General features: G+C 57.5%; 25 protein-coding genes and 1 pseudogene. 11 read left to right on the top strand and 15 right to left on the bottom strand.

The features are described 5' to 3' along the window. Positions 1–61: 61 nt before the first annotated feature. Together BSY240_RS22495 and BSY240_RS22490 are read left to right on the top strand one after the other, a co-directional pair. Entirely contained in the window at positions 62–325 is a 264-nt protein-coding gene (locus BSY240_RS22495) for a helix-turn-helix domain-containing protein (protein WP_069044168.1), read from the top strand. A 486-nt stretch (positions 326–811) separates the two neighbouring features. Beyond that, positions 812–2,872 carry an ATP-dependent helicase gene (locus BSY240_RS22490; protein WP_069044167.1) on the top strand — a complete coding sequence of 687 codons (2,061 nt, stop codon included), beginning with the start codon at positions 812–814 and terminating at the stop codon, positions 2,870–2,872. A 125-nt stretch (positions 2,873–2,997) separates the two neighbouring features. Here BSY240_RS22490 and BSY240_RS22485 read toward each other — a convergent pair whose 3' ends face one another. After that, positions 2,998–3,318: a helix-turn-helix domain-containing protein gene (locus BSY240_RS22485; protein WP_069044166.1), complete on the bottom strand. Its 321-nt coding sequence runs from the start codon at positions 3,316–3,318 to the stop codon at positions 2,998–3,000. A 364-nt stretch (positions 3,319–3,682) separates the two neighbouring features. On the opposite strand from BSY240_RS22485, the gene BSY240_RS22480 reads away from it, so the two are divergent. After that, entirely contained in the window at positions 3,683–3,889 is a 207-nt protein-coding gene (locus BSY240_RS22480) for a cold-shock protein (protein ID WP_069044165.1), read from the top strand. A 602-nt stretch (positions 3,890–4,491) separates the two neighbouring features. Here BSY240_RS22480 and BSY240_RS22475 read toward each other — a convergent pair. Beyond that, on the bottom strand, positions 4,492–5,436 hold the full coding sequence (locus BSY240_RS22475) for a GGDEF domain-containing protein (protein ID WP_171901629.1): 945 nt from the start codon (positions 5,434–5,436) through the stop codon (positions 4,492–4,494). Here BSY240_RS22475 and BSY240_RS24245 point away from each other — a divergent pair. The 5 genes from BSY240_RS24245 to BSY240_RS22460 all read left to right on the top strand — a co-directional run bounded on the left by BSY240_RS24245 (position 5,428) and on the right by BSY240_RS22460 (position 9,315). Further along, positions 5,428–5,781 (top strand): hypothetical protein, encoded by a 354-nt coding sequence (locus BSY240_RS24245; RefSeq protein ID WP_171901628.1) that lies wholly within the window; start codon positions 5,428–5,430, stop codon positions 5,779–5,781. The genes BSY240_RS22475 and BSY240_RS24245 overlap by 9 nt on opposite strands. A gap of 313 nt (positions 5,782–6,094) precedes the next feature. Beyond that, on the top strand, positions 6,095–6,445 hold the full coding sequence (locus tag BSY240_RS22470) for an antitoxin Xre/MbcA/ParS toxin-binding domain-containing protein (RefSeq protein WP_069044163.1): 351 nt from the start codon (positions 6,095–6,097) through the stop codon (positions 6,443–6,445). A gap of 705 nt (positions 6,446–7,150) precedes the next feature. Continuing rightward, positions 7,151–7,237 (top strand): hypothetical protein, encoded by an 87-nt coding sequence (locus BSY240_RS24635; protein WP_442856022.1) that lies wholly within the window; start codon positions 7,151–7,153, stop codon positions 7,235–7,237. 441 nt (positions 7,238–7,678) lie between these two features. After that, entirely contained in the window at positions 7,679–9,007 is a 1,329-nt protein-coding gene (locus BSY240_RS22465) for a type II toxin-antitoxin system HipA family toxin (protein ID WP_069044162.1), read from the top strand. Between the two features lie 11 nt (positions 9,008–9,018). Further along, complete coding sequence (locus tag BSY240_RS22460; protein WP_069044161.1) at positions 9,019–9,315, top strand: helix-turn-helix transcriptional regulator; 297 nt, start codon at positions 9,019–9,021, stop codon at positions 9,313–9,315. A 424-nt stretch (positions 9,316–9,739) separates the two neighbouring features. Here BSY240_RS22460 and BSY240_RS22455 read toward each other — a convergent pair whose 3' ends face one another. The 3 genes and pseudogenes from BSY240_RS22455 to BSY240_RS24630 form a co-directional block, all read right to left on the bottom strand. Beyond that, positions 9,740–10,075, bottom strand: a complete 336-nt coding sequence (locus BSY240_RS22455) for a hypothetical protein (RefSeq protein WP_171901627.1) — start codon at positions 10,073–10,075, stop codon at positions 9,740–9,742. Between the two features lie 38 nt (positions 10,076–10,113). Further along, entirely contained in the window at positions 10,114–11,295 is a 1,182-nt protein-coding gene (locus tag BSY240_RS22450) for a hypothetical protein (protein WP_069044159.1), read from the bottom strand. Positions 11,296–11,436: 141 nt separating this feature from the next. Then, positions 11,437–11,517 (bottom strand): annotated as a pseudogene (locus BSY240_RS24630) (hypothetical protein); the annotation flags it as partial. 575 nt (positions 11,518–12,092) lie between these two features. On the opposite strand from BSY240_RS24630, the gene BSY240_RS22445 reads away from it, so the two are divergent. Together BSY240_RS22445 and BSY240_RS22440 are read left to right on the top strand one after the other, a co-directional pair. Further along, complete coding sequence (locus BSY240_RS22445) at positions 12,093–12,689, top strand: helix-turn-helix domain-containing protein (RefSeq protein ID WP_069044158.1); 597 nt, start codon at positions 12,093–12,095, stop codon at positions 12,687–12,689. Continuing rightward, on the top strand, positions 12,682–13,917 hold the full coding sequence (locus BSY240_RS22440) for a type II toxin-antitoxin system HipA family toxin (protein ID WP_069044157.1): 1,236 nt from the start codon (positions 12,682–12,684) through the stop codon (positions 13,915–13,917). The genes BSY240_RS22445 and BSY240_RS22440 overlap by 8 nt, the downstream gene beginning before the upstream one ends. An 11-nt stretch (positions 13,918–13,928) precedes the next feature. On the opposite strand, the gene BSY240_RS22435 is transcribed toward BSY240_RS22440, so the two are convergent. Beyond that, positions 13,929–14,855, bottom strand: coding sequence for an ArdC family protein (locus BSY240_RS22435; RefSeq protein WP_069044156.1), 927 nt, complete (start codon positions 14,853–14,855; stop codon positions 13,929–13,931). 295 nt (positions 14,856–15,150) lie between these two features. Between BSY240_RS22435 and BSY240_RS24515 the strand changes: the two genes are divergently transcribed. Continuing rightward, positions 15,151–15,273 (top strand): hypothetical protein, encoded by a 123-nt coding sequence (locus BSY240_RS24515; RefSeq protein WP_256367286.1) that lies wholly within the window; start codon positions 15,151–15,153, stop codon positions 15,271–15,273. A 175-nt stretch (positions 15,274–15,448) separates the two neighbouring features. Here BSY240_RS24515 and BSY240_RS22430 read toward each other — a convergent pair whose 3' ends face one another. The 9 genes from BSY240_RS22430 to BSY240_RS22390 form a co-directional block, all read right to left on the bottom strand. Next, positions 15,449–16,081: a hypothetical protein gene (locus BSY240_RS22430; protein WP_069044155.1), complete on the bottom strand. Its 633-nt coding sequence runs from the start codon at positions 16,079–16,081 to the stop codon at positions 15,449–15,451. A gap of 327 nt (positions 16,082–16,408) precedes the next feature. Then, positions 16,409–17,134: a DUF6088 family protein gene (locus tag BSY240_RS22425; protein ID WP_083229773.1), complete on the bottom strand. Its 726-nt coding sequence runs from the start codon at positions 17,132–17,134 to the stop codon at positions 16,409–16,411. A 1,005-nt stretch (positions 17,135–18,139) separates the two neighbouring features. Then, a complete protein-coding gene (locus BSY240_RS22420) occupies positions 18,140–19,174 on the bottom strand; it encodes an ABC transporter permease (RefSeq protein ID WP_069044154.1) in 1,035 nt (344 codons plus the stop codon). Continuing rightward, positions 19,171–20,685: a sugar ABC transporter ATP-binding protein gene (locus BSY240_RS22415; RefSeq protein ID WP_069044153.1), complete on the bottom strand. Its 1,515-nt coding sequence runs from the start codon at positions 20,683–20,685 to the stop codon at positions 19,171–19,173. The genes BSY240_RS22420 and BSY240_RS22415 overlap by 4 nt, the downstream gene beginning before the upstream one ends. A 74-nt stretch (positions 20,686–20,759) precedes the next feature. Further along, on the bottom strand, positions 20,760–21,833 hold the full coding sequence (torT, locus tag BSY240_RS22410) for a TMAO reductase system periplasmic protein TorT (protein WP_069044152.1): 1,074 nt from the start codon (positions 21,831–21,833) through the stop codon (positions 20,760–20,762). A 28-nt stretch (positions 21,834–21,861) separates the two neighbouring features. Then, positions 21,862–22,830 carry a biotin-dependent carboxyltransferase family protein gene (locus tag BSY240_RS22405; RefSeq protein ID WP_069044151.1) on the bottom strand — a complete coding sequence of 323 codons (969 nt, stop codon included), beginning with the start codon at positions 22,828–22,830 and terminating at the stop codon, positions 21,862–21,864. Then, the gene (locus tag BSY240_RS22400; protein WP_069044150.1) at positions 22,820–23,695 is read right to left on the bottom strand and encodes a 5-oxoprolinase subunit B family protein; all 876 of its coding nucleotides are present in this window, start codon (positions 23,693–23,695) and stop codon (positions 22,820–22,822) included. Before BSY240_RS22400 ends, BSY240_RS22405 begins: the two co-directional genes overlap by 11 nt. Beyond that, positions 23,695–25,077: an acetyl-CoA carboxylase biotin carboxylase subunit gene (locus BSY240_RS22395; RefSeq protein ID WP_069044149.1), complete on the bottom strand. Its 1,383-nt coding sequence runs from the start codon at positions 25,075–25,077 to the stop codon at positions 23,695–23,697. The genes BSY240_RS22400 and BSY240_RS22395 overlap by 1 nt, the downstream gene beginning before the upstream one ends. After that, positions 25,074–25,316, bottom strand: coding sequence for an acetyl-CoA carboxylase (locus tag BSY240_RS22390; RefSeq protein WP_069044148.1), 243 nt, complete (start codon positions 25,314–25,316; stop codon positions 25,074–25,076). The genes BSY240_RS22395 and BSY240_RS22390 overlap by 4 nt, the downstream gene beginning before the upstream one ends. Between the last annotated feature and the right edge of the window lies 1 nt (position 25,317).

The raw sequence follows: 25,317 nt of genomic DNA, 5'->3' as shown, positions 1-25,317 counted from the left end.
AAACGCATTATGTCGGTTATATCCGATGGATTAATACAATGCAAGATGGTGGCCATGCTTCATGGACACTCGTGCTCGCATAGCGTGGAATCTGAGACACTTGCGGATAGCCAAGGGCCTGACGCAGGAAAGTTTGGCTGTCGACGCTGTAGTCGACCGGAGCGTCATTAGCGACCTTGAGCGCTCGAGACACAATGTTTCTATCGATCTGCTCGACAGGCTCGCTTCGGCCTTAGAAGTGGATATCTCAGTGTTTTTTCTTATACCCTCAGCGGATGAGCAAGCAGCCCGGCCACTCAAGGTTGGACGGAAACCGAAAGGCTAACCGGTTTTTCTGCAGAGGCGACAGTTGGGGAGGCCCTTGAGGGAGGCCAAAGCACCCCTTAAATTGACTCAGCGCAACAATAAATTCGCAATCTGTACGGCTGACAACGAACCTGGCTTGGCGTCCCGTCGGCAGGGGTCGACCAATAAGCCATCCCGCGGCGATCGTGCCATTCAAGCGACCCCGGCTAAGTGAAACACTACCGGCGACCAACTCATCAGTCCGCGTCCCGTAAAGCTGCTCGCAGCCACGCCGCCTGAGCCGGTCACAGGACATCCAGCTCCCGCTTGCGCTGGGATGACCTCCACTGCCATCGACGCGCCGCTTGCGCTCAAAGCCAGCGGGGCCCTCCTCACATCCGTACACGCCGCTTGAACAGCCACCCAAACCTGATATGTTCTATCTTTGTTCATGCAGCATGCAATCCTGCACCAGCGGCCACAGAATGAGCATCGCACACCTGCTTCAAACATCAGACGAGACAGCATGACCGCCCATCTGGAAAGCCTCAACGAACGACAGCGGGACGCGGTCTTACACGGCACCGGCCCGGGCGACCCGTCAGCAGCAGGTCCTCTTCTCATCATCGCAGGTGCCGGTTCCGGCAAGACAAACACGCTTGCGCATCGTGTCGCCCATCTGATCCTCAATGGCGCCGATCCACGCCGGATCCTGCTGATGACCTTCTCACGTCGCGCAGCCTCCGAAATGGCGCGCCGCGTCGATCGCATCTGCCGACAGGTGCTCGGCGACAAGGCACTTGCTGACGGTCTTTTATGGTCGGGCACCTTCCATGGGATCGGGGCAAGATTGCTGAGGCTCTATGCCGAACAGATTGGGCTTACCGTCGATTTCACGATCCATGACCGCGAAGACAGCGCCGACCTGATGAACCTGGTGCGCCACGAGCTGGGCTTGTCGAAGACCGAGACCCGCTTTCCCACCAAAGGAACCTGCCTTGCGATCTATTCGCGCGTCGTCAATGCCGAAAGCTCGATCGCAGAGGTGCTCAAGTCCGCCTATCCATGGGCGATCAACTGGGAAGAGGAGTTGAAGGCGCTGTTTGCCGGTTATGTCGCGGCCAAACAGGCACAAGGCGTCCTCGACTATGACGACCTCCTTCTCTACTGGGCACAGATGGTCTCGCATCCAGAGCTGGCCGACGATATCGGCAACCGCTTCGACCATGTGCTTGTCGACGAATATCAGGACACCAACCGGCTGCAGGCCCAGATCCTGATGTCGCTCAAACCGGGTGGGCGGGGCCTGACCGTTGTCGGCGATGATGCCCAGTCGATCTATTCGTTCCGGGCTGCGACCATCCGAAACATCCTCGACTTCCCGAATGAGTTTTCACCGAAGCCGGCCGACGTGATTACGCTTGACCGCAATTACCGCTCGACTGAGCCGATCCTGGCTGCAGCCAATGGCGTGATTGGCTTGGCGCGCGAGCGCTATACCAAGAACCTCTGGACCGACAGGCAATCCGAACAAAAGCCCCGTCTGGTGACAGTCAAGGACGAGAACGACCAGGCTGGTTTTATCGTCGAAGAAGTCCTGGCAAACCGGGAGATCGGCATTGCGCTCAAGCAACAGGCGGTTCTCTTCAGGACATCGAGCCATAGCGGTGCGCTCGAGGTCGAACTGACCAGGCGCAATATCCCCTTCGTCAAGTTCGGCGGTCTCAAATTCCTCGACAGCGCCCATGTCAAGGATCTCCTGGCCATCATCCGCTTTGCCCAGAACCCGCGTGATCGCGTCGCCGGTTTTCGGGTGCTGCAGATACTGCCTGGTATCGGGCCGCAAAGGGCTGCCACAATCCTCGACACGATTGCCGCCGATCCTGAGCCCCTAGCATCGCTTGGCGAGATCCCGCCGCCGCCGAAGACCGGCGATGACTGGGCGCCCTTCGTCACCTTGCTTTGCGGCCTTCGCAGAGATGAACATGGCTGGCCCGGCGACATCGAACAGGCAAGGCTCTGGTATGAGCCGCATCTCGAACGGATCCACGAGGATCCCGAGACCCGTAAGGCTGATCTCGTGCAGCTCGAGCAGATCGCATCCGGCTATCCAAGCCGCGAACGCTTCTTGACTGAACTGACACTCGATCCGCCGGATGCAACAAGCGATCAGGCGGGCGTCCCCCTGCTTGACGAAGACTATCTGATCCTCTCGACGATTCATTCCGCCAAGGGCCAGGAATGGCGTGTCATCTTCATGCTCAATGTCGTTGACGGCTGCATGCCCTCTGACCTTGGAGCGGGAACGACGGATGAGCTCGAGGAAGAGCGCCGGTTGCTTTATGTCGGCATGACCAGGGCTCGAGACAGTCTCAGCCTGATTGTGCCGCAGCGCTTTTACACCCATGGACAGAACAGCCGCGGCGACCGGCATGTCTATGCATCCCGCAGCCGGTTCATCCCGGCCATGCTCTTGCAGTTTTTCGAGCAGACAAGTTGGCCGAAGGTGGCAGCGACCACCACGGGACGAAGTGCCAGCCAGATCAGGATTGACGTTGCCGCCAAGATGCGCGGCATGTGGAATTGACGCCCAAAAGGGCGACCAGGGCGATCATGCGTCTCGACCAGAGGGATCGCCCGTGAAGCGATGTTTCCTGGCCTCAGTAAGCGTCAATGAGCATCGGGCTCGATCACTGGCCAACAACGGCTTAATCAAGCCTCCTCCTCCTCATCATCATCAAGCTGGGTGAAGACGAGGCCCGGCGTATCATCGACAAAGTTATCCGGCCTCAACAGCGCAGTGACGGCCGGCACCCAGACCTGGGGCACAAACATCAGTTCGAGGCCCATTGCACGTCCGATGTTGATCAGGGTTGTGGTTCGGGCAGAACTGCGACCGGCTTCGATGTCCTGATAACGCAGGCGCGAAATTCCAGCCTCTTCTGCCACCCGTTTTTGCGAATAGCCAAGCTCCTTGCGGGTCGCCTTCAGTTTCTGGCCGATAAGCAGGAGGTCTTCTGATTCCGTCGCCACGACAATGCCTTATGCAGTAAACTTCATGAGCCTTGATGTTCGAGACAGGCTCAAACTTGTCAAGCAAGTCCCCGGAGCGTAGCCAGTCTTTCTTCAGGGCGGTGGTGGCCGGTATTGCCTATGCGGACCGATCGGAAGGCGATGCCACGTCAGGACTTTTTGGGTGCACCAAGCGCTTGAATTCAGACCGAACGCGCAACTGCCTCTCAAATGACCTGACCGGGCCTTTCGTAAAGCAACCGAACCCAGACGCGCATCCGGCGTCGATGCCCCCAAAAAGCTGCAGCACGTCTCTGGCGACTTGCCGTCTCCGGCCTCAACCGCTATGCGAATTGTGCAAGAATGCATCTAGGAGAGCACCATTATGGCAACCGGCATCGTCAAATTCTTCGCCCAGGACAAGGGCTTCGGCTTCATCACCCCCGACGCGGGCGGCCCTGACGTCTTTGTCCACATTTCTGCGATCAGCACGGGCAGCCCGCTGCAGGATGGCCAGAAGGTGAACTACGATGTTGGCCAGGATCGCAAGACCGGCAAGTCCAAGGCGGAAAACGTCACCGTTCTGCGCTGATATCATTGAGCCCAATGGCGACGCGCGCGACTGGCCAAATCAGGGCAAAGTGCGCGTCCCCTCAACCTGCAGGGGTGGCGTACGTCTGCGCCTCATATGCCTCTGCCGTTTCGCGGCCAAAGCGCGTCTCTAAAGCGACCATTGCAGACAATCGCATTCGGCAACAGAACGCTGACTCGACGAAGGTTGCTGCAGATCTCTGCAAGGTCCAATCTCGAACAGTGACCTGCCGTCGCCTGCACTCTGGCCGGCGTGACGATCACCAGCTCTGGCTTGTTCAAGCCTTGCGATAGGATAAGTAACTGAGCCTTTCAACTCACCTGAAAAACGCAATTTGTCCTATTGCCAGCACCTACGAGGCCTGCCCGCTCGACCTTGTTTCGCAGAGCCCCGAAACAAGCGCTGCCTGGTCGACATAGTGACCCCTCAAATATCTGAAGCGAGCACGCAAGATGTGAGCAAGCCTGCCTTCAGGCCTCCTGCCAGACAGTCAGGCGGCGCCGGACGCGAGGGGATCGCGAAAAACGTCTGGGATGATATTTAATCTTGAACCCGGCTGTCGCGCTCAAACCCGAGCTCTCGATCAGGCGGCACATTGCCAATCAAGCAAATGCGGTAACCTGAGCCCGGCCATCAACAGAGCGTTCCCTGACGGTCGATGCACATTCTACACGATCCCGACCAATGCGCTTGGCAAGATAAAGCGCTTCATCGGCGCGGCCGATCGCAGTGAGGACATCATGTTTCAGGTCTGCGACTTCGCTGACCCCGAAACTCGCGGTAAACGACTGCGCATGAAGCCTGGTGATCGAAGTGTCCTTCAGACTTTTGCGCATCATCTCTGCCCAGTGTTTCGCGTCCGCTTCTGAGGCACCGGGCAAAAGGATAACGAATTCCTCTCCGCCGAAACGAGCCAGCACTGTGTTTTCGCCGGCCATCTGCTTGAGCCTTCTTGCCATGTCGATGATCACCTGATCGCCGACATCATGGCCTTGGCTGTCATTGATGGCCTTGAAGTGATCAATGTCGGCAACGATGACGGCGCCTGCGGATTTGCCGCTTTTTGCCATTTGCTCGACGGCCGTCTCAAATCCACGTCTGTTCAACAGGCTGGTCATGGGATCGCGGGCTGCTGCAAGCCTATGCTTGTCCACCGACTTCAAGGCAAGTGCCGTGATCGCAGAGAAGGGGAAGAGCAGACAGATCGTCAGCGTCGTCACATGGACCGAAAGGTTATAGGCGGACTCGACGAATTCGCTCATCGCTTCACCGGTGGGATAGATGAAGGTGAAGACGACGCCACGAACCAGGCTATCGAGCGTTACCAGAAAGCTGGCAAAGATCAGAAAACGATCGGCTGTATTTTTGCTGCGGCCGATCACCTTGAAGACCGCGATTGCCAAGAGGCTCGAAAAGACCATCTCGATCACGAAAAGGACAAGCCGGAGATTGGGATCGAAGAAGACCAAATAGATGTGAGGGACAAGGAAGGAGAGCGCCAGGCCGCGCCTTAACAGAGCTGCGCGGTCCACGCCGAAATGGATCATCAAGGCGCTGCCGTAACAATAGGCGGCACCAATGAACAAGATCCCCGAAGCCAGCTGATCAAATCGCGGTTCCACCGGAAAAGTGGAAAGGGCAAAACCGAGCGCGGTTTGCAAACATCCCACCGACCAATGCCAGGACGATGCGAGGCCCAAGCGCCACAAGAGCAGAAAAAACACCGAAAGGCCCATAAAGACGGTCAAAGGCAAGTAGAAAAGCAGGTCTTTGGCGTCCATCAAAACTACTCGGCAAAAATTTCAGGCATTGCAGAAGAGGCGGATCGGCTGACGACCGATGAAGGCCTTATCCCCTTGATATTAGGGGAGAAGATTGCTCGCAAAGATTAATTTATAATGTTTGGCACAAAGCTTTCCTTGCAGCCCATCTCACGTCTTCGGCATTGCCCCGCAAAGGCCAAGACCCACCCCCACTGGTTCTCACCCAGAGTCATGAAACTAGGGCCTGCGGAGCCGCCAATTTGTTGCTCGCTCCTCACCCGTGTCACTGGCTTTGGAGAAATGGCAGAAGAACGATGCCACTTTCTCAGAACGAGTGGCCCATTCTTTGACGGCATGACACAAGCATACTGTTCCTGAAACCCGATAAATCTGACGCGACATTGCGTCAGATTTGTCAGCGAACAGAGTGGAGACAGTCACTGTGAGCCTTGCCCAATACGCCGACGACGAGTTCTTTTCTCCGGCCAGGATTGCGGAGACCTTGCGGACGACCAGTGAGGACATCTGCCGAACAGCGGGCCTTAGCAAGGACGAGGTTCAAGGCAAGGATCGGGTTCGTTCAGACAAGGCGCAAGCTCGTTTGCGCGAATTGGTGGAAACCATCAACAAGGTGGAGCCGCGTTTCGGCTCTGCGCTGATGGCCTATGCCTGGTACCGTTCCCAACCTCTTCCCGGGTTCTTCGGGTTTACAGCGATGCAGCTTGTCAAAGATGGGCGAGCCGACGATGTGCGCGATTACATCGACGCCGTCGATACTGGTATCCACGCCTGATCGATGTTCAAGGGGAAGTTGCTCAGCGCACTTAATCCGTATGGGCCCGTGAGCCACGGTGAGGCGAGAGCGCGCAGCCTCTGGCGGGCAATTCAGCAATAGGGGCGTGCCTGGGCTCGACACTTGCCTTTCGATTATGACCGCCATCCGAGATGGTTAACCAGGTCATAAGCTTACAACCGTCGGCAATCGTTTGATATAGGGCTGAAAATTCGAGCGGATCTCTGCCCGCCAGGACAATTACACTTTAGCGGCTTACCCAACGGGTGCTGCAGAACGCGCAGGCATCACCAGGCCCGACCAGATGAAGGTGAACCGCGACGCTAGAACACGGGTTTTTTGCCTAGCTTCAGGGCGAAGCGGCAAAGGCGTACTGCTCGCGCGAAGGTTGGAATATGGTGCATTTAGGAGCGATCCCAATCTCATTTTTGGCACGGGGCGAAGACGCACCACATCGCGCCTTGCGGCAATAGATGATGAGAACCATCTTGCTTGAGGACAGAGTCCGCGGACGCGAACCCACTTAACCAAACAGTTATCAAGCCAAGAGTAGCTCGTCTTGTTACCATTCGGTAATAATGCAGCATCCAACAGAACTCTATAATGGATCGGTTATAAAATGCTCGTCCTGACTGTCGATGACCTGCGTGAACTGCTGAAGAAGGACGGAAAAAGCGTCGGCTGACCCAGTCTCGCGCGGCAGGCTTGGTCGGCTACTCGCAAAAGCGGCTTTCGGACTTCGAGCGTGGCAGGGTCAACCCGCCCATCTATATGGTGCTGAAGATGATATAGGTCCTGGGAATCAGGTTGGAAGCGAGCGCAACCGAGCCAGCCAGCATAGCGGACGAGGAGGCTATCCTCTGATGCCGGCCTCGTTGCGACTTTACGGCCTTCAGGTGGGCACTCTGGACGTGGAAATGGACGGCCGCCCAGGGGGCGACCGGAATGCCCCCCCATATACGCCCAACCGAAAATGCAGACGGACTTGACTAGATGGTGAGCCAAAGAGTGTTGCTGCTCGACCTTCCATTCCTCAAGAACTTGGCAACGAACGGGAGGGCAAGACCAGGTCATTTATCAGCGCTCTTTCTAGGCGATGGAATACGCGTGCGGTTCGCCGATCTTCGGCGACGGGCTGAGACCTAATAGGGCCGTATAACATTATCTGACCCAGTCTGATGGGTTGAAAAATCTACATTCTCGCATTAATAATACCATCTAAAGGGTCAATTGATGCAACTCACGCTCCAAACTCATTTTGATGGCGAGTGGCACTACGCCGCTACGCTAGAGCTCAAGGACGACACGGCCGGCTTCAAGGGCGCGTCGATTGTCGATTATGATCTCGACTATTTCATCGCGGCAGCGTCGGCGGAATTCTCAGCCGGGAAACAGGTCCGGGACCATCGCGCCTTGTCAGTCGGTTATCCCGTCGATCTCGAAAATCGATACAGTCGCAACTGGCCACCTTTCCTATTGGATCTTATGCCCCAGGGGCATGCAAGGCGACAACTTGCCGAATACCTCGGCCTGGCTGAAAGCTCTCGCGCTTCCGATTTGCCCTTGCTTTTGCGATCGGCAACAGGCGGCATAGGCAATATCAGGATCAAGGAAGCGTCGGACGCCGAAGCGGAGCGGTTGCGGGGTGTCGAACGGCAAGGGGTGACAGAAGCGGACATTCTTTCGCGGTCTGATCGCTTCATGGAAGTCGCTGATCGTTTTGGAATACTCGCTTCAGGCTCGAGCGGCCTGCAAGGCGAGTGGCCGAAGGTCGCGATGACCCAGGCGAATGACGGCCTCTTTTATCCCGACAGCTTCGTGGCCGATGACGAGGCCGTGCGCCATGTCATCGTCAAGCTGCTCCGCAGCAACGAGCCTGTAGACCGCCTGATCCTCGAAGGCGAAGCCCTCTATTCGCGGATCGCGCAAGACATCGGCCTTCATGTCAGCGAACCGTCGACCTATGCTGAGGGCGTCCTGATCATTCCCCGTTTCGACCGGAAGAAGCCGGAAGGTGGCGGAACCATTCGTCTGGGCCAGGAAAGTCTTGTGTCAGCGATCGGCGTTGCCGATTTCGGCCATGTCGGCACGCATGAGGCCTATATCGATGTTCTCAGCCGATATTCTGCCAATCCCTTCGTGGATATTGTCGAATACCTGAAGCGCGATATCGCCAACCTGGCGCTCGGCAATCCCGACAATCATGGCCGCAATTCCGCTCTCAGCAAGCTTGAGGATGGTACAATCCGCCTTTCGCCCCTTTTTGATTTCGCGCCCATGCGGCTCGCCAAGGAGGGGATCGTCCGTTCCACGCGATGGGCGATGATGCGAGATCTCGGCCTTGATCATTTTCCGGATTGGAAGCGCATTTGTCTCGGACTCGTATCGGATCGAGAAGAGCAAGAAGCACTCGCACGCGCGCTATCAGAGTTTGCCGAACGTCTGCAGCAGGCCCCAAGGATGGCGAAGAACATGCGCGCTGCACCTGAGATACTCGATCATGCAATGGGACGCTGTACAGCCATCGCAAGCAGCGTCCTGGACGCTTGTCAGTCATGGTGAAGGATTAGGTTATGGCCCGGTGGAAGAAGCCTTCGAAGGAAGCAATACTTGAAAATCGCCGGGCACTGGCTGAGCGCGCTCGAACCGGCGATCTCAGACTGCCCGGTGCAGTTGTCGAAATCCGCAAGGGTATCGGCATGACCCAGGAAGAATTCGCCAACATGCTATCACTCACCAGACGTCAGGTGGCTGAAATGGAGGCCGGTACGGCAAACCCAACGCTTGAAACGCTCGACAGAATTGCCCGCCTGCTCGGTCTGAGCGTCGGACTTGTACCAAAGGCGCGTGAGGTCAATCGGCTCTCGTAACCTGCAGCGGACCAGCGTGAGGTGACACGCGTCCGACAGGCAAGCGTTAAGGTCGCTCAAGGGCTGAAGGCTCGTATGCGGTCTATTGTTGTCCTGACCGGGTGCCAGACAGGCATGGCTGTCAGATGTTTACCCCACCAACGGACTGGCTGGAGGGACTGGCCCCCAAGGCGGGGCATCGTCCAGGCTCACTGAGCCGACAGTTTCGACAATGAGAGCATGGTCATGACGATTTAAGACCATCTTTCGACGGCTTGGTGCCGGACACTAACAAGCTGGCCATCATTAGGGACAATGGGTACCGCACCACGTGCGCACGTCCAGCAGAAGTGCGTCAACGGTTTTGCCTCCGGGCTTTGATGAATCGGGGAGATGGAGCAGTTGCGGTGATCTGGTTTACACCGAAACTGAACTGATCAGAATCCTAGTCACCTTGCTCCCCGGCCCCCTGCAAATAGCCACGCACCCCTTTGCTACGACGGTTCCGGACCATCCGCCTGAAATCGAGCGCCTCGAACACCGAGTAGTCCACATCGGATCTCATCTGCAGACGGGCAAGAGCCACCGCTGATGCCTCGTTAAGTGACTTCAAGCCGTAATGTGCGTTGACGTCAGCCCCGACCGAATGGCCAACCTGGATCCTGCCTGCTCGCAGACTAACCTGATGATCACGCAAATCATCGATGTATTGAGCACGCAGAGAATGAAAGACCTCGCCGCAGCCGGGCGCAATCCCCGCCTTCTTGAACAGGCGCTGCATATATTGAGAGGCGCTCTTGGAAGGATCGGCAAGGCGCATCAGTCCGGGAACAGAAACTGATGGCTGCGGCTCAAGGCCCAGTCAATGAAACCGATACGATGGAAGAACTCGTGCAGCACGAAAAAGCTTAAGCTCGCTTTGGTCTTCAAGGGAACCCGACGCGCCCGCCCCTCGATTTCAACGATGCTCGTCGGTTGCACGACCCAGACATTGTCGAATTTTTCAACGATATCGATCCCTCTGAGATAGATCAGAGCCGAAAGCCGCCTCCCTGTCAGATGCGCTAATAGCGGCAGCATGGCTGCATCCAAGTGGCCCGAGTCAGTGCCGATGCGGAACAGGGTCGTCAGCTGTTTTGCATTGAGTGATACGGTCTGTCGCGATGGCGCGAGACTTGATGGATAGCGTACGGACACATCATGGAAAGGATCCCGATACGAATGGGACGTCATCCCCGATCGCATTGCTGCTCGGACGGCTGCCACATAGCCGTCCTTGACTGATTTTTCAGCCAAAGGCTGATGACCAAGCCGCCTTGCCTCGTCAATCACCTCCCTGGCCGAGCCTCGCTTTCTAAGGCTCGCTCTGGCTGGCCAGTCGGCCATCAGGAGAATAAAGGCCTGCAGATCGGCGGCCTCGTAGCGGTCGACCGGATGGTCGCCGATCAGGTCCAGAAAGACCGAAATTCTCGAACTTGCACTTTGGACGTCCTTCATATTGCCAGGCGTGACCATGGCGCGAAGTTTCAGATAGTCGGCAGCGATAATGCTGAACCTTGGCAGCTTCGACCTCTTGCGTAAGACTGCCCTCCGGTCCTGCAGATAGGCCGGAACCGTGTCATTGATCGCGTCAGGCTTGTTTGGTGACGAAACAGGCCCCTGCCGTTTGGTTAAAGGAAATCTTTTCCGCACGACTTGCTGCATGACCGTTTTGTCTGGCGAGGCTGAGGTCACAGGAACGCACTGGGCAACCTTCTTCCCCACAGTATGCGGAGAATCCGCTGCCAGCTCCTGCGCGGCCCTTTGCCTGACGCGCTCAGCCGCTTCCATCAAGAACGCGTCAACCGCCAGCTGGGCTGCAAGTTTGATCCTTTCCTCAAGATCAGGCTGCAGCAACGGAAGAGGCTTTTCACCTGTGTCGCGCGCAGGAAGCGGTTGGCCGGACGCGATGAGCGCCAGATCATCCTTCAGGCGATTTTTGATGGCAGCCGCGATGCGCATACTGGCTTCAATGCCTACCAGCGATGCCTCTGCTCCAGGCGTCGCCAGAGGGCTCTTAGCAGTGCGTAAGGCTTGTGAGATCGCCGCATTGAAGAGCAGTCGCGCTCTGACGGCCAAGGTATCAGTCAGCCAACGCGCCTCTGCAAGCCTGCGTGTTCGAAGACTAATCCGGATGAGCGGCCGCCCCGGGTCAAGCGTAGACGGAAGCCTGATTTGAAACATGTAGGAGGAAGATGTTTGCGTAAGATAGCGGCCTGGACGGTTTGCTGACATCGGGCTCCATCGGCCTGCGGGTTGCTTACGTTCACGATGCCGCGTGATCCTCGCTTGGCGAGATGGGTTGAGGTACCGGCTAGTAGATTGTTTGGCTCGTCAAATGCTGGGCTCGTCGAATGCAGGGCCGCCGTCAGTATCGGGCTTGAATGGTAAGGCGCATAGGGTGAGATCTTGCGGGATTGATAACGGCAACCGATCGGTGTGGACCCTGCCTCTGGGCATTTGGACCCAAATCCTAACAGCCTCCCAGATGTCTGAGAGAGTTACCCAGCTTGAAGGCTAGTTTTGCAGTTACCAAGCCAACCTTAATCGATGCGGCTTCGGATCGGAGGATAGCACCTGAAGTTCTAGGTATCGTGCCCAGATACGGGTGAGAAGGAATTTACAACGCATCACTTTTGATGTCGAAATAAACATCAAAAAGCAACTCGATGTCTCTTTCGATATCGATTGCCATACGACACATTTTTTGATATTGAAAACGATATCAACAATCGATTACGATGCAGAAATAAACATCAATGAGATATGAAACCGAAGAAATCGCGGACCGCCTACGCGAAGCCAGAGAAGCCAAACAGCTCAGTCAACGCGAACTGAGCCGCTTGGCTGGCGTTCCGCAAGCACAGATTTCACGGATCGAAACCAATAACGTAGATTTACGCCTGTCGAGCCTCGTCGCGATTGCCAACGCGCTTGACTTGGAGATCGCACTGGTCCCGCGCAAAGCGGTGCCTGCGATCAAGTCAATCATGCGCCAAACGACGGATCGTAATGTGATCCAATCAACAGCAATCGACAAGGAAATGCAGCGATTGCAAAAGGCAATCCGCACACTTCAGATCGAAGCGCCGGCACTTCCAGAACTGCAGGATCTGCGCAAAGCCCTAGCGTCCATCCAGCGCCTGCAGGTCGATACGCGGTTCTTGGACAATCTCCGCTCTCTTCGGCGCACCATTGAACGCGCCAATATCACAGAGCAGTGGAACGGCATCTTCGATGCAGCTAACGGCATGAAGGCGCTCCGCAACCAAATCGCTCATTTCGGGCCGACGAGCGAACAACGGAATGCAAACCGTCCAGCCTACTCGCTAGATGAGGAGGATGACGATGCCTGATGTATCCGTCTTGAGTGTGCGCCTCTATGGCAAAGAAATCGGCACTATCACTTATGTCGGAGCCGAAAAGACGCTTTTTGCGTTCAACGATGCCTATGTCGAGAACCCAAAAAGACCGACCCTCGGCCTGCAGTTTAAGGATAGCCTCGGCGACCTGATCACGGATTTTCGACCATACAAGATCAAGCTGATGCCATACTTCTCGAACCTCCTGCCGGAGGGGCATCTGCGCCGATACCTGGCCGAGAAGGCTGATATCCATATTGATCGGGAGTTCTTCCTCCTATGGGTGCTCGGGCAGGACCTGCCCGGCGCGATCACCATCAACCCCGCGGACGGCGAAGAATGGCCGGACGAAGCGCACAACGTCTTGGAAGGCGAAGCAGCGAAAGAAGCTGCGGAAGATGCCATGCGGTTTTCATTGGCGGGTGTGCAGCTCAAATTCTCGGCGGTACAAAGTGCCAGCGGCGGCCTGACCATTCCGACAAGCGGCATCGGCGGCAATCGGATCGTCAAACTCCCCTCGCGCGAGTTTGCCAACGTCCCGGAAAACGAGTTCTCGATGATGAGCCTTGCCAGGATGGTCGGGATCAACGTGCCAGCGATCGGACTGATCGATGTGCGATCGATCGGAAATTTGCCGGACGGGATTGAGACGATCGGGCAACAGGCCTTCGTCATCGAACGCTTCGATCGCAATGAGGATGGCAGTGCGACGCATATCGAGGATTTCGCGCAGGTCTTTAATGTCTACCCTGAGAATAAGTACAAGAAGGCCAGTTACCGCAATGTGATATCAGTGATCGCCTCGGAATCCGGTCCAGATGATGTGGCCGAGTTCATTCGCCGCCTTACATTTAATGTTCTGATCGGCAATGGCGACATGCACCTAAAAAACTGGTCGCTCATTTATCCAGACCGTCGCAGCGCCCGCCTCGCTCCGGCCTATGACTTTGTGTCGACGATCACGTATATCGCAAATGACAAATCCGCGCTGACTTTCAGCCGGACAAAGGAGTTCAGCGGGTTTACAACAGACGAGCTGGCGCATCTATCCGCGAAAGCCAACCTTCCCAAGAAGCTTGTGCTCGACACGGCTCAGGAAACCGTCGCCCTATTCATGGAGCGATGGGGGAGCGAAAGGACCAACCTCCCAATGCATAAGAATGTTGTCGAAACCATCGACAAGTATCTTACGACGTTGCCTGTTGTCACCGGTAAAGAGTGAAAGGATGCGGCCTAAGCCGCACCCTCTTTGTCTCGATGATTAGAAGCCAGCGAGATCAGCCAGTTGCTGGCCTCAGAGGCTTTCGAAGCTGCGGTGAAGACCGCCTTCTTGTCGGACTTCAGCACGGTCAACCAGTTCTTGATGTATTGGGCATGATCGAGACGCGGCTCAAGCGCCAAGCCAAGATCGCCGCACAGGAAGGCTGCACCCAGTTCGGCGACGAGTTCTTCCATGGCATAGGCCTCAGTACCAAATCGGGTGGACAGATCGCGAGAAAGCCGGGTTTTCGCACCTGACCAGTGGGTGAGCTCATGGCATAGCGTGCTGTAAAAGCCTTCGCTGGCAGTCGTGGTAGCGGTACCGGTGAAGCGGCGACGCTCCGGTATGCGGATGATGTCAGCTGATGGGACATAGCAAGCTTTGTCGCCCCCTTCCTCGATAACAGCACCTGTTGCTTTCACGAAGGCTTCGGCCTGAGCGATAGGATCGAACAAGGGCTGGTCCGGGATATCTGCCTGATCAAGAGGGAAGCCATCCACTTGGCCGGCATTGAAGACCCAGCTGGCACGCGCAACCATGCGTTCGGCTTGTTCGGCCTGACCGGTATGGTCATTGATCTCTTCGACATCGAATGTCTTGTAGAAGACGACAAGTGAGGATCCTTCACCCTTGCGCACCTGGCAACCGGCATCTTGCCACTGTCGGTACGTGCCCCAGACATTCGAGGGATAGTGAGATGCCTGGGCAGACACCCAGAGGCTCAAGATATTCACGCCGTGATAGGGCTTGCGCGATGCGACATTGACGGGACGAGCCAAGCTTGCCGCTTTGCTGGCGATCCAGGGTAGCTGGAATTCGCCAGCGTTTTCGAGAGCATCAACGATGCGGTTGGTGATTTCCTGATGGATATCGAATTTGGGTGAAGATGATTTGGACATGATCGTCTCCTTTCGCATTTGAGACCACGACCATCGCGGCCTGATGGCGTCCGGAGAGACAGGCCAAAACAGCCCATGCACCCCGAAGGGGCGGGCGAAGCGAAAAGACGGTGCAAACCGTTGCATGGGATGGGAGGAACTGTCAGGACAGCCTGAAGAAGGCAGCCATGGTGTGGCACTTAGCGAAACGAACGACCAGGTCGCCAATGTCCCACATCGACGGATCCGCGGACATATCATCCTGGAGTCAAACCTTTGCGTGCGGACATTATACATTCTCGCTCGACTGCAGCGCATGAGACCGGCATCTCACTCCTCCGAACTGACGCCACCCTCAGGCCTTGATCTCGAGCGCTGTGCGGCAGGAAGTATGACCGCAGGCGATCCTGTCGAGTTCCTGATTGCCGAGGCGACCTGAAACGCGTTGGCACGATGGGTCGGTCGGGGGCCGGGGGAAGAGGCGGATGACAAATGGATGCACGACACGCTGGAAGGCGCTCGACACAACGACAGAACTCCGAGCAACGACTTATACCCGCACAGCAAATCAAAGCGATCTAGCCCGACCGGCAACCTCAATAGGCGTCTGCGCGTCAGGTCAACCGATGCAACACTGTTTCATCAGCTGGCTCGCCTAAGGGTCGGTTCCAGATTGCAGCCAACCACCCGGGATATCTCTGCTGCGATATGGCAATGAAGCCAAGCTGGTGATCCGACTGATAGTGAGCCGCGAGTCGAGCACAGTCGACGTCCGATATGGAGGCACCTTGTGGGTGGGCCTTCATGACCGCAAGCAGCCCAGGACGAGCGAGCACACGCTGCGCCTCGCGGATCAAACGCAGCTCGACCCCATGACCGTAAAGCGATGGATGAACGGATATCTGCTCCAAATGGGCAACGCAGGTGCATTCATCCAATACTCCCCTTCGCCCCAAAGCTCTGCGCAACAGAGACCTTTCATCCGCCAGAATATGAAATGCCTCCATTGCGTGACCGCTGCGCATATCGAAGATGTCAAAGTACCAATTATCATCGCCTTGAGGGAGATACCCTGCCCGCACCACAAAACCGCCGAGATATCCCAGGATGGCAGGGCAAACTATGTCATGAGCGGCCCCATCTTGGCGCAACTCGACAGAAAATTCCAGAATCTTAGGCTCTTCAGGATTGTTGCCGAAGGCTGTCTCAATCTTAAAACAGCGATCCTCTACTTCAATTGCTCTCATGTTTCAGTGCCTGTTTGCCCAGAAAGCCGTTAGGTAACGGTCTAAGACAGACCGAATTCGACTTCTGCCACGACAGATAAGTGACGAAGGTCCAAAGGGAATGCATTTACCCATGGCTTTGTTTGCTTCGCTTCTGGTCCACAAGGAAACTGAGCAGTTGACCGTCCGGACAGCCCCGATTTTTTGAGATTCATCGGGTTAGAATTTCTGCTGCTGCGCAAACTCGACCGGAGCCAGCATCGCGTTTCTGGCATGTCTTTTCCATAAGCAATCATTCGACCCTTCGCCTTTGATGACTGAAGAAGGGAGAGGTCAGCTGATGCTGCTTTATCGTGCGTCCTCCGGCTGATGCAGTGCGTCTGCGATCTTGAGGATGAAGGGCTTCATCCAGGTGTCCAGCGCGGCCGTGTTCAACCGGAGATCCATCGCTACCGCATGTCCATTCCCGTTCATCCGCATGGTTTCAACGACCTTTTCCGCAACGGCATTAAGATCCTGATCCCGATCGCGCATCAGATGAAATGCCTGGATCAAAAGCATGGAAGGTCGACCCGCCCAGAATACAGGCGTCCTCTCAGAAAATCTCTTAAAATCCAGCCTGTAAATAGTCGGCACGTGACTGCCCTTTTGGTCGATGCTGGCGTCTATCGTGACAAGCCGAGGACGGATCCTTGCGTATAAAACCGTCGAAAAAGGTCTCGTAGGGATGAGCCCCAGTGCATGCGCCGCCGTCATTCCGTCGACCAAAACCGTCAGGCGATCACGTCTAGCAATCGCATCAACAAAGGAAAGAATGGAAGGGTTTTTCCACCTTCCGGTGTTGGGGTCTTTTGTGGGCCGGTCATAAAGGCCACGCAAAGGCCTGCGGATTTTCCCTCGCTGCACCAGGCGTTGCAGAGCTTTTTCCACTGCGTATGAGCTGCCGAAATCCAGAAAGTCGGTCCGTGACCACACGCCAGAGGGGGCGGCCTCTTGGATTCGCGTGAGGATGTGCTCTGCAACGCCTGCTGTTTCATCTTGTCGAGGCTTGCAGGTATTTGAAAGGTCGATCATCCAGGAACTCGTAAGGGCGGATAGAGCGGAGTCGAGACGTAGCGGCGTGCCTGGAAGGCACTACATTGCACATGTGTGAAGCAGATAAGCGAATTTAGCTTCGATTCCGTCTCTGCGGTGAAAGTGCAGGTCTCAAGCGTTACCCTCGGTAATCTCCTCATCAGGATCTCAACTACGGTTTTAATCGATAGTTTTGCTGGAAGCCCGTCATTGACCTGCGTGTTCATCAATGTCTTCAACTCCACCCAGGCTCGTTCTCCATCGATGTCACCGGGAACGAGGCGTCAAGTGCATACGGCTTGGTTGTTTTGCCCTGCAAATCCGCGAGCCCGAAGCTTTGATGCTATTGAACAATTATGTCGATCGTCAATCGGCTCACCTTGCTTGCTCCAGAAATGAAGATGCCAACATGGGCACACATGTGGGTTTGTGAACACGGCCGCGTTGCTCTTCGATGTCGCTCGGAAGAATTTACCGGTTCGAAACACAGGCCGATCCTGTCTCCCCATGCTATAGTAGACCCCTAGACCGACCACTCTGCCTTTAGATGCATCGATAAAAATTTTTAGACATTGGATTTTCTTTGTAGAAGATCAAATCCACTGAAGACACTTTTGTCTGGTTGATTGAATTGTGTGGATCTGGCCCTCAGCACGCGCCCGAATTATTCTCTCTCTTCTGTTCTACATTCACGGCAAGCACGGGTCGAAACGCGGCATCCTTGAAGTGACTGATGATCAGATTCTATTCGCCAGCAACGCATGCCAATGATCGGAGTAACGAATTTTTTTGTCTACAACACAGGCACCGCAAGCGGCTCGTCGTGCTGCAAATCGGCACCTAAAATAGCTTGACCCCAAACGGCAGTTGGCTGTGCGAGCCTGAGCGTCATCAAGCTAGGCAGCTACTGCAACGGTGGTCCCCGAGCTACCCGAGCCCTTCTTTCATTTGCCTCTCTCCATGCCCCTGAACAGCCTATTGTCTTTTCAGCGGATGAGAGGCCAGTCAACGCCCCCCGACCAGCATGCGGTAACGAAACTGGTCGATGACCACGGCCAGAATGAGAAGCGAGCCGAGCAGGACCATCTGCATGTAGGAGCCGATCTGCATAAGGTTCATGCCGTTTTGCACCAGCACAATGAAGAAGGCACCCAGCACGACGCTTTCGACACGGCCGATCCCGCCGCGCAGCGACACGCCGGCGATGACGCAGGCGGCAATCGATTCAAGCGCGATCGAGCCGCCGAGATTGGTTTCGCCGCTCTCGACCCGTGCCGTGAGCAGGATACCGGCGACCGAGGCCAGGAAGGCACAAATGAGATAGGCGATGAACAAGGTCTTTTTGGTGTCGATCCCCGACAGATTGGCGGCCTTGATGTTGCCGCCGACGGCATAGATGCGGGCACCGGTGCGGGTCCGGTTCATCAGGATCCACATGGCAATAATCGCGACAATTGCCACTAGCACGGGCACCGGCACCCCGAACAGGCGACCGAAGCCGAAGATATTGCCGAACTCGTGGGGAAGGTTGCCGATCGGCACGCCACCGGTCAGGAAGAGCGCAAAGCCCGCGCCGACCGATTGCACGCCCAGCGTCATGATGAAGGGAGAGACACCGAACTGGGCAATGCCAAATCCGTTCAGCGCGCCAAGGGCGAGGGCTGCCAGGAAGCCCGCAGACATGCCGAGCAGGATCACCAACCAGATCAGTTCGGGAAACTGGGCGGCGAAGTAGACCATCGCAAGCGCCGAGACCACAGACGTCAGCGCAATCGCTGTGCCGACGGCGAGATCGAAGCCGCCGGTGACCAGCACCAGCATCTGTCCGAGCGAAACCAGAACCAGAAAAACCGATTGTCGGGCGACATTGGTGAGATTGTCGAGCGTCAGGAACTGTTTTGACGTCAAGGTGAAGAGAACGAGCGCGCCGAGCAGGAAAAATGGCAGCACGCCGAGCTTGATGAAGACCGTCTTGATGATGGCGCCAAATGCCCTGCCCTGAGAGGCCTGTGCTGCGGGTGAAGTGTCTACGCTGGTCATGCCCGTTGTCTTTCCTGATCAAAGAAGGCCGCAAGGACCGCCTGTTCCTGTATGCCCTCGCGTTCGAATTCAGCGGCGATGCGGCCATGGCTGAAGACAATGAGGCGATGGGAGAGATGCATAACCTCCGGCAGATCGGAGGAGATGACGACGACTGCCTTTCCGGCCTCGGCGATGGACTTGATGATCCTGTAGAGCGCCGCGCGCGTGCCGACATCGACCCCAACCGTCGGTTCGTCGAAGATGTAGATGTCGAAGTCCTGGCCGAAGCTCTTGCCGAACAGGATTTTCTGCTGGTTGCCGCCGGATAGTTTTGCGGTTCCGCGCTCGAGAAAGGCCTCGGTGAGGTCAACCCTTGCGCCGATTGCGCTGGTCTGCCCGTCGATGGCGCGTGTCGACAGGAAACCGAGCCCGGACCGGCTGTCCTTATGATCGATGACCGAGAGCGCAATATTGGCGCGGGCACTGGAGCCAAGCACCAGTCCCTCCTCCTTGCGGTCGGAAGGCAGAAAGAAGACACCATGCTGCATCATGTGGCGGGTGGTGGCCCCGGTGCAGCTCACGCCGTTCAGTGTAACGGAACCTGCCTGAACCGGCAGGAGACCCATCAGGGCGCGGAAGCTGCGCGATTTGCCCGATCCGACGAGCCCTGCAACGCCCAGCACTTCGCCACGGTGAATATCGATATCGACGCCGGCAACACCCCAGGCCCTCAAGCCGCGGACAGTCATGATCGGGTGCGGGGCAGGATTGCGGATGATCTGCGGATAGGTCTCCTCCATACGGCGTCCGGTCATCATCTCGACCAGTCGGGTTTCCGTCAGCTCGTGTCCGGTAATGGTGCCGATCAGACGTCCGTCCCTCAGCACCGTGATACGGTCGGCGATTGCCTTGAACTCCTGGATCCGGTGCGAAATGTAGACAATGCCAACGCCTGCCGCCTTCGCATTGCCGATGAATTCGAAGAGTCTTTCCGTCTCGCGCTCTGTCAGGGAGGCGGTCGGCTCGTCGAGGATCAGGATCCGTGCGTCCTGGTGCAGGGCCTTGGCGATCTCGACCATCTGCTGCTCGGCGCGCGACAGGGAGATGACCGAGCGGCGAATGTCGATATCAAAGCCCAGCCGGACAAAGAGCGCCTTCGCCTCGCGGTTCATCCGGCTGCGGTCGACGAGGCCAAAGCGGCGGGGCTCCTGTCCGAGAAAGATGTTCTCGGCCACGCTCATGGTCGGGACCAGCGAAAACTCCTGGAACACGGCGCCGATGCCGGCCCGGCGCGCATCAATCACCGACTGGAAATGCCGTTCCTTACCATCGATGACCAGCCGGCCTTCGCTTTGGGGAGTTACACCGGCGAGGATCGAGATCAGCGTCGACTTGCCCGCGCCGTTTTCCCCGAACAAGACATGCACCTCCCCCGATCTTAGATCGAAGTCGACACCGTCGAGCGCACGCACGCCCGGATAGACCTTGGCGATGCCCGACATTTGCACAAGAGTTTCGGTCACGGTCATCCGCACTGGTTCCTCAACGCTCAAATAAATACCCACGGCGCATTCGCGCGCCGGGGTTGCCTCGGGGGGAGGTATCAGTTGACCGAAAAGACCGGTGCAAAGCCATCCGGCGGCAGAATGTTGGTCTGCGGCACGGTTGCAATGTTGTCCGGATCGACGACGAAGATCTTCGGACCGACATGCTTGACCAGCTCCTTGCCTTCGAGCGCACGAACCGCCTGGTCGATGGCGATGCGACCCTGGATGACCATGGAATCGGCAGGGGCTGCGAGGATAAAGCCGCGCTTGATGCCTTCATAGACGCCGGGCGTCATGTAGAAGGCGAGCAGATCGACCTTGCCCTGCAGGCCACGTTCTCGGATGAGGCCCTGGGCGGCTTCTGCAGTCACCGCAGTGCCGGCGACATAGCGGACATCCGGCTCAGCCTGCAGCATGTCTTCGACCAGCTTCAGCTGCACTTCCTTGCCGGTATCACCATATTTCGGCTCCAGTGCCTTGACGGCGGAGCCCTTGATGGCATCAAGGAAACCGCTATTGGCGGCCTCCACCCAGCCGGCACCGGCCGGACCAGGGAACCAGCCGACCTTGACCTCTTCCGAACCCGCCGGGTGTTTCTTGGCGAGATAGGCGCCGGTCTCGTAGCCCATGGTGTAGAAGGAGACGAGCGATTTCGCCGTGATATCCGGAGATGACATGCCGTTGATCACGTCGATCACCGGAATGTTCTTCTTCTTGATCTCGCCGATGAGGTTGTTCAATCCGTCAAACGAGATGGCACCGATAACCACGGCCTCAGCACCACCGGCGACGCAGTCTTCGATCTGGCTGATCTGCTTGTTGAGCTCGGTGTAGCCGCCGGCCTCGACGAGGTTCATCTTGACGCCGAGGTCCTTGGCCTGTTCGGCGACACCATAATCGACGCCGAGCCAGTAGGCATCCTTCATGTGCGGGAAGGAAACGCAGATATTCCAGGACTTCTCAGCCTTTTCCAGCGGCGTGTATTCGACGCCGACGGGCTTGGCATCGGCGGCAAAGGGCGGTTCCATGGCCTGGGCCGGATAGGGATACCAGCTATCGGCAAAGCTCGGGCTGGCGATGGACAGCGCAAGCAGCGAGCTTGCCAGTGTCAATGCGAGTTTATGCGTCATGATCGTTCCCCTTATTGGTTATTGATGATCAGAAGAATGCGCGGATCTGGTCGATCAGCGCGGTGCGGTCCTTGCGCGCCGTCAGGGCGGTTTCCATGTCGACCTTGACGAAGCGGGTGGGTGTGTGTGGTTGCAACTGGCCGATCAGATCCATGTCGGCGGAAATCACCGTGCCGAGCATGAAATAGCCGCCGCCGGAGACGGCATCGCGGTGGAGGATGATGGGCTCTGTTCCGCCCGGCACCTGGATAGAGCCATAGGGATAGCAGCTGTCGACGATGTTCGAGGGGTCGGAGCCTGCGCCGAAGGGCGGCGTGCGATCGACGAAATCAAGCTTGCGACCACCGCGGAAGCGGTAGCCCATGCGGTCGGCTTCCGGCGCCACTTTCCAGGTGTCCTCGAAGAAGTTGCGACCGGCCTCTTCGGTGATGCGATCCCAGTAGAGACCCGGCAGGACGCGCAGTTCAGCCGGCATTCCGGGCCTGCGCCGCAGGGCCTCCGGAATGGACTTTCCTTCAACGGCATCCCGCGCTTGCCCGACGGGCAGATCGTCGCCGGCAGCCAGCGGCCGCCCGTTCAGGCCGCCGAGCGCGCCGATGGCATAGGTCGAGCGGGAGCCAAGTGCAAGCGGCACGTCGATACCGCCGGAGACGGCGATATAGATACGGGCACCGGTTTTCAGGTAGTCGAAGGTCAGCACCTGGCCTGCCTTGACCTTGAAGGCCGTCCAGCCGGGCTTTTCCTCGCCATCGACCTTGATCGGCATTTCGGCGCCGGTGACGGCGACCATGACATCCGTTTCAAACTCGAGCTTTGGTCCGATGAAGACGGCTTCGAGGCCGGCAGCTCCCTCGTCATTGCCGACAAGCAGATTGGCGGCCTTGAGCGCCAGTCGATCCATGGCGCCGCCAAGCGGGATGCCGAGGTGGAAATAGCCGGGGCGGCCGAGATCCTGGATGGAGGTGGCAAGACCCGGATGAAGAACCTTAATGGCCATGGAGAATGCCCTCCAGCTTTGCGTTGTAGCCGTCGATGTCCTTGCTGAATTCGGTGAGGTCAAACTTCACCTCGCGGATGGGCGGGGAGAAGCGGCCCTTGTCGACGTCTTCCACCGCCTGGTCATAGCCGTCGCGATCCACCGGCTTGAACTTGACGATGTCGCCGGGGCGGAAGAAGACCATAAAGTCCTTCAGGTAGGACGTCGTCTGGGTCGGGTCGTAGATCGGCATCGGCGTGATGCCGAACATCTGGTAGCCGCCAGCACCACGCACCGAATAAATACAGCCGAAGCAGCCGCCATGACCGATGGTCAGGCGCGGGGTATCTGTGCGGGGGCGCAAGTATTTCGGCACTTCGATCTGCCGCTGGCGCTCGACCATCTGATACATGAAAGGCAGCCCGGATACGAAGCCGACCATGGAGACGAACCAGGGTGAACCGGCATGAGCCTTGATGAAATCGTCGACAGAGCCGTAATTGTTGATCCTGGCTGCATAGTCGAGATCGGTGCCTACGGGATCCTGGTGGCGCTCGCGGAAACGCATCAACGTCTCATGGGTCCAGGGATCGTTATAGAAGACCGGGATTTCGACGATGCGGGTGGAGATCACCGGCTCGGCCTTGGCCGCCGCCAGCTCGATCGCCTGCACTTCCTTCAAAATGTCGTTGGGATGAATGACGTCGGGATCGAACTTGATCTGGAAGGATGCATTGGCCGGGCAGATTTCGGTAACGCCCTTGATGCCGGCCTGCCGGATGCCGCTGGTCATCGACATCGAATTGAAGAAGGCATCGAGGGACATTTCGTCCGAGCATTCGACGAACAGGTGTTCATCGCCGCCGAATGTATATCGCATGGGCATCACGCAACCTCCTTTGGTGGAACAGCGGTCTGGAACGCGGTGTCCAGCCAGGGTTCGAGGAACCGGGTGTGGACATCGCCAGAGGCAACGGCGGGGTCCGCGGCCAGCGCCTGGTGCAACGGGATCGTCGTGGCGAGCCCCTTGATCTCTAGGGTCTGAAGCGCCCTGCTCAAGCGGACAATGCAGCTTTCGCGCGTTTCGCCCCAGACAATCAGCTTGCCGAGCAGCGAGTCATAGAAGGGTGGCACCTGGTAGCCGGCATAGAGCATGGTGTCGAAACGGATGCCCTCGCCTTCCGGGATCGTCAGCGCCTCGATCGTGCCAGGTGCCGGCAGGAAGCCGCGCGCCGGGTCCTCGGCATTGATGCGGCATTCGATGGCATGTCCCTGGACCTTGATCTCGTCCTGACGGACAGAAAGCCTGGCGCCGCCTGCAATGCGGATCATTTCCTGGACGAGATCGATGCCCGTCACCATTTCCGTCACCGGATGCTCGACCTGGATACGGGTATTGACCTCGATGAAATAGAATTCGCCGCTCGCCTCGTCATAGAGATACTCGACCGTGCCGGCGCCGCGATACTTGACCTCGCGGGCAAGCGCGACCGCACTGGCGCAGAGGTTCGCACGCACGGCATCCGGCAGGCGAAAGGCGGGGGCCTCTTCCCAGACCTTCTGCCGGCGACGCTGCAGCGAGCACTCGCGCTCGAAGCAGTGGACCGCATCCACGCCGTCACCGAGTACCTGGACCTCGACATGGCGGGCGCGGGTGATGACCTTCTCGACATAAAGTCCGCCATCACCAAAGGCAGCGAGCGCCTCTGCGGAAGCCTGCGGAAAATGGCGTTCGAAATCCTCCATGGTCTCGGCGATGCGGATGCCGCGACCACCACCACCAGCAGCCGCCTTGATCATCACCGGAAACCCGATCCCGGCGACAACAGCGCGGGCGGCGTCGAGATCTTCGATGCGACCATCCGATCCGGGAACAGTCGGCACACCGGCAGTCTTCGCGACCTTGCGGGCTTCGACCTTGTCGCCGAGCAACCGGATGGCGTCAGCACTCGGCCCGATGAAAATGAGGCCAGCATCCACCACCGCTTGCGCAAAGGCTGCGTTTTCCGAGAGGAAGCCATAACCCGGATGGACCGCGTCGACGCCCGCATCGACCGCCGCCTTCATCACAGCAGCGATATTGAGATAGGACTTGGCGGCAGACGGCGGCCCGATCTCGACCGAGGCATCAGCCATCTTAACCGCCAACATGTCTCGGTCGGCGGCGGAATAGACCTGCACGGTGCGGATGCCAAGCGCCTTGGCGGCCCGGATGATCCTGACCGCAATTTCGCCCCTGTTGGCGATAAGGATCGAGCGGATGGTCATGCCTCGACCTCGGCAATCACCTGGCCCGCCATGATCGGCTCACTGTCTTCGGCGATGAAGACGACGACTGCACCGGCAACTTCGGCGCGGATCTCGTGAAAGGTCTTCATGACCTCGATGAGGCCGATCACGTCGCCAACGGCGACGGTTGCGCCATCGGCCATGAACTCAGCGGCATCCGGAGCCGGCTTGCGGTAGAAGGTGCCGGGAAGTGGCGATCTGATCTCGAGCTTGCTCATC

Source organism: Agrobacterium sp. RAC06 (assembly GCF_001713475.1).
Taxonomy (GTDB): domain Bacteria; phylum Pseudomonadota; class Alphaproteobacteria; order Rhizobiales; family Rhizobiaceae; genus Allorhizobium.
This window is presented reverse-complemented; position numbering and strand designations above follow the sequence as displayed.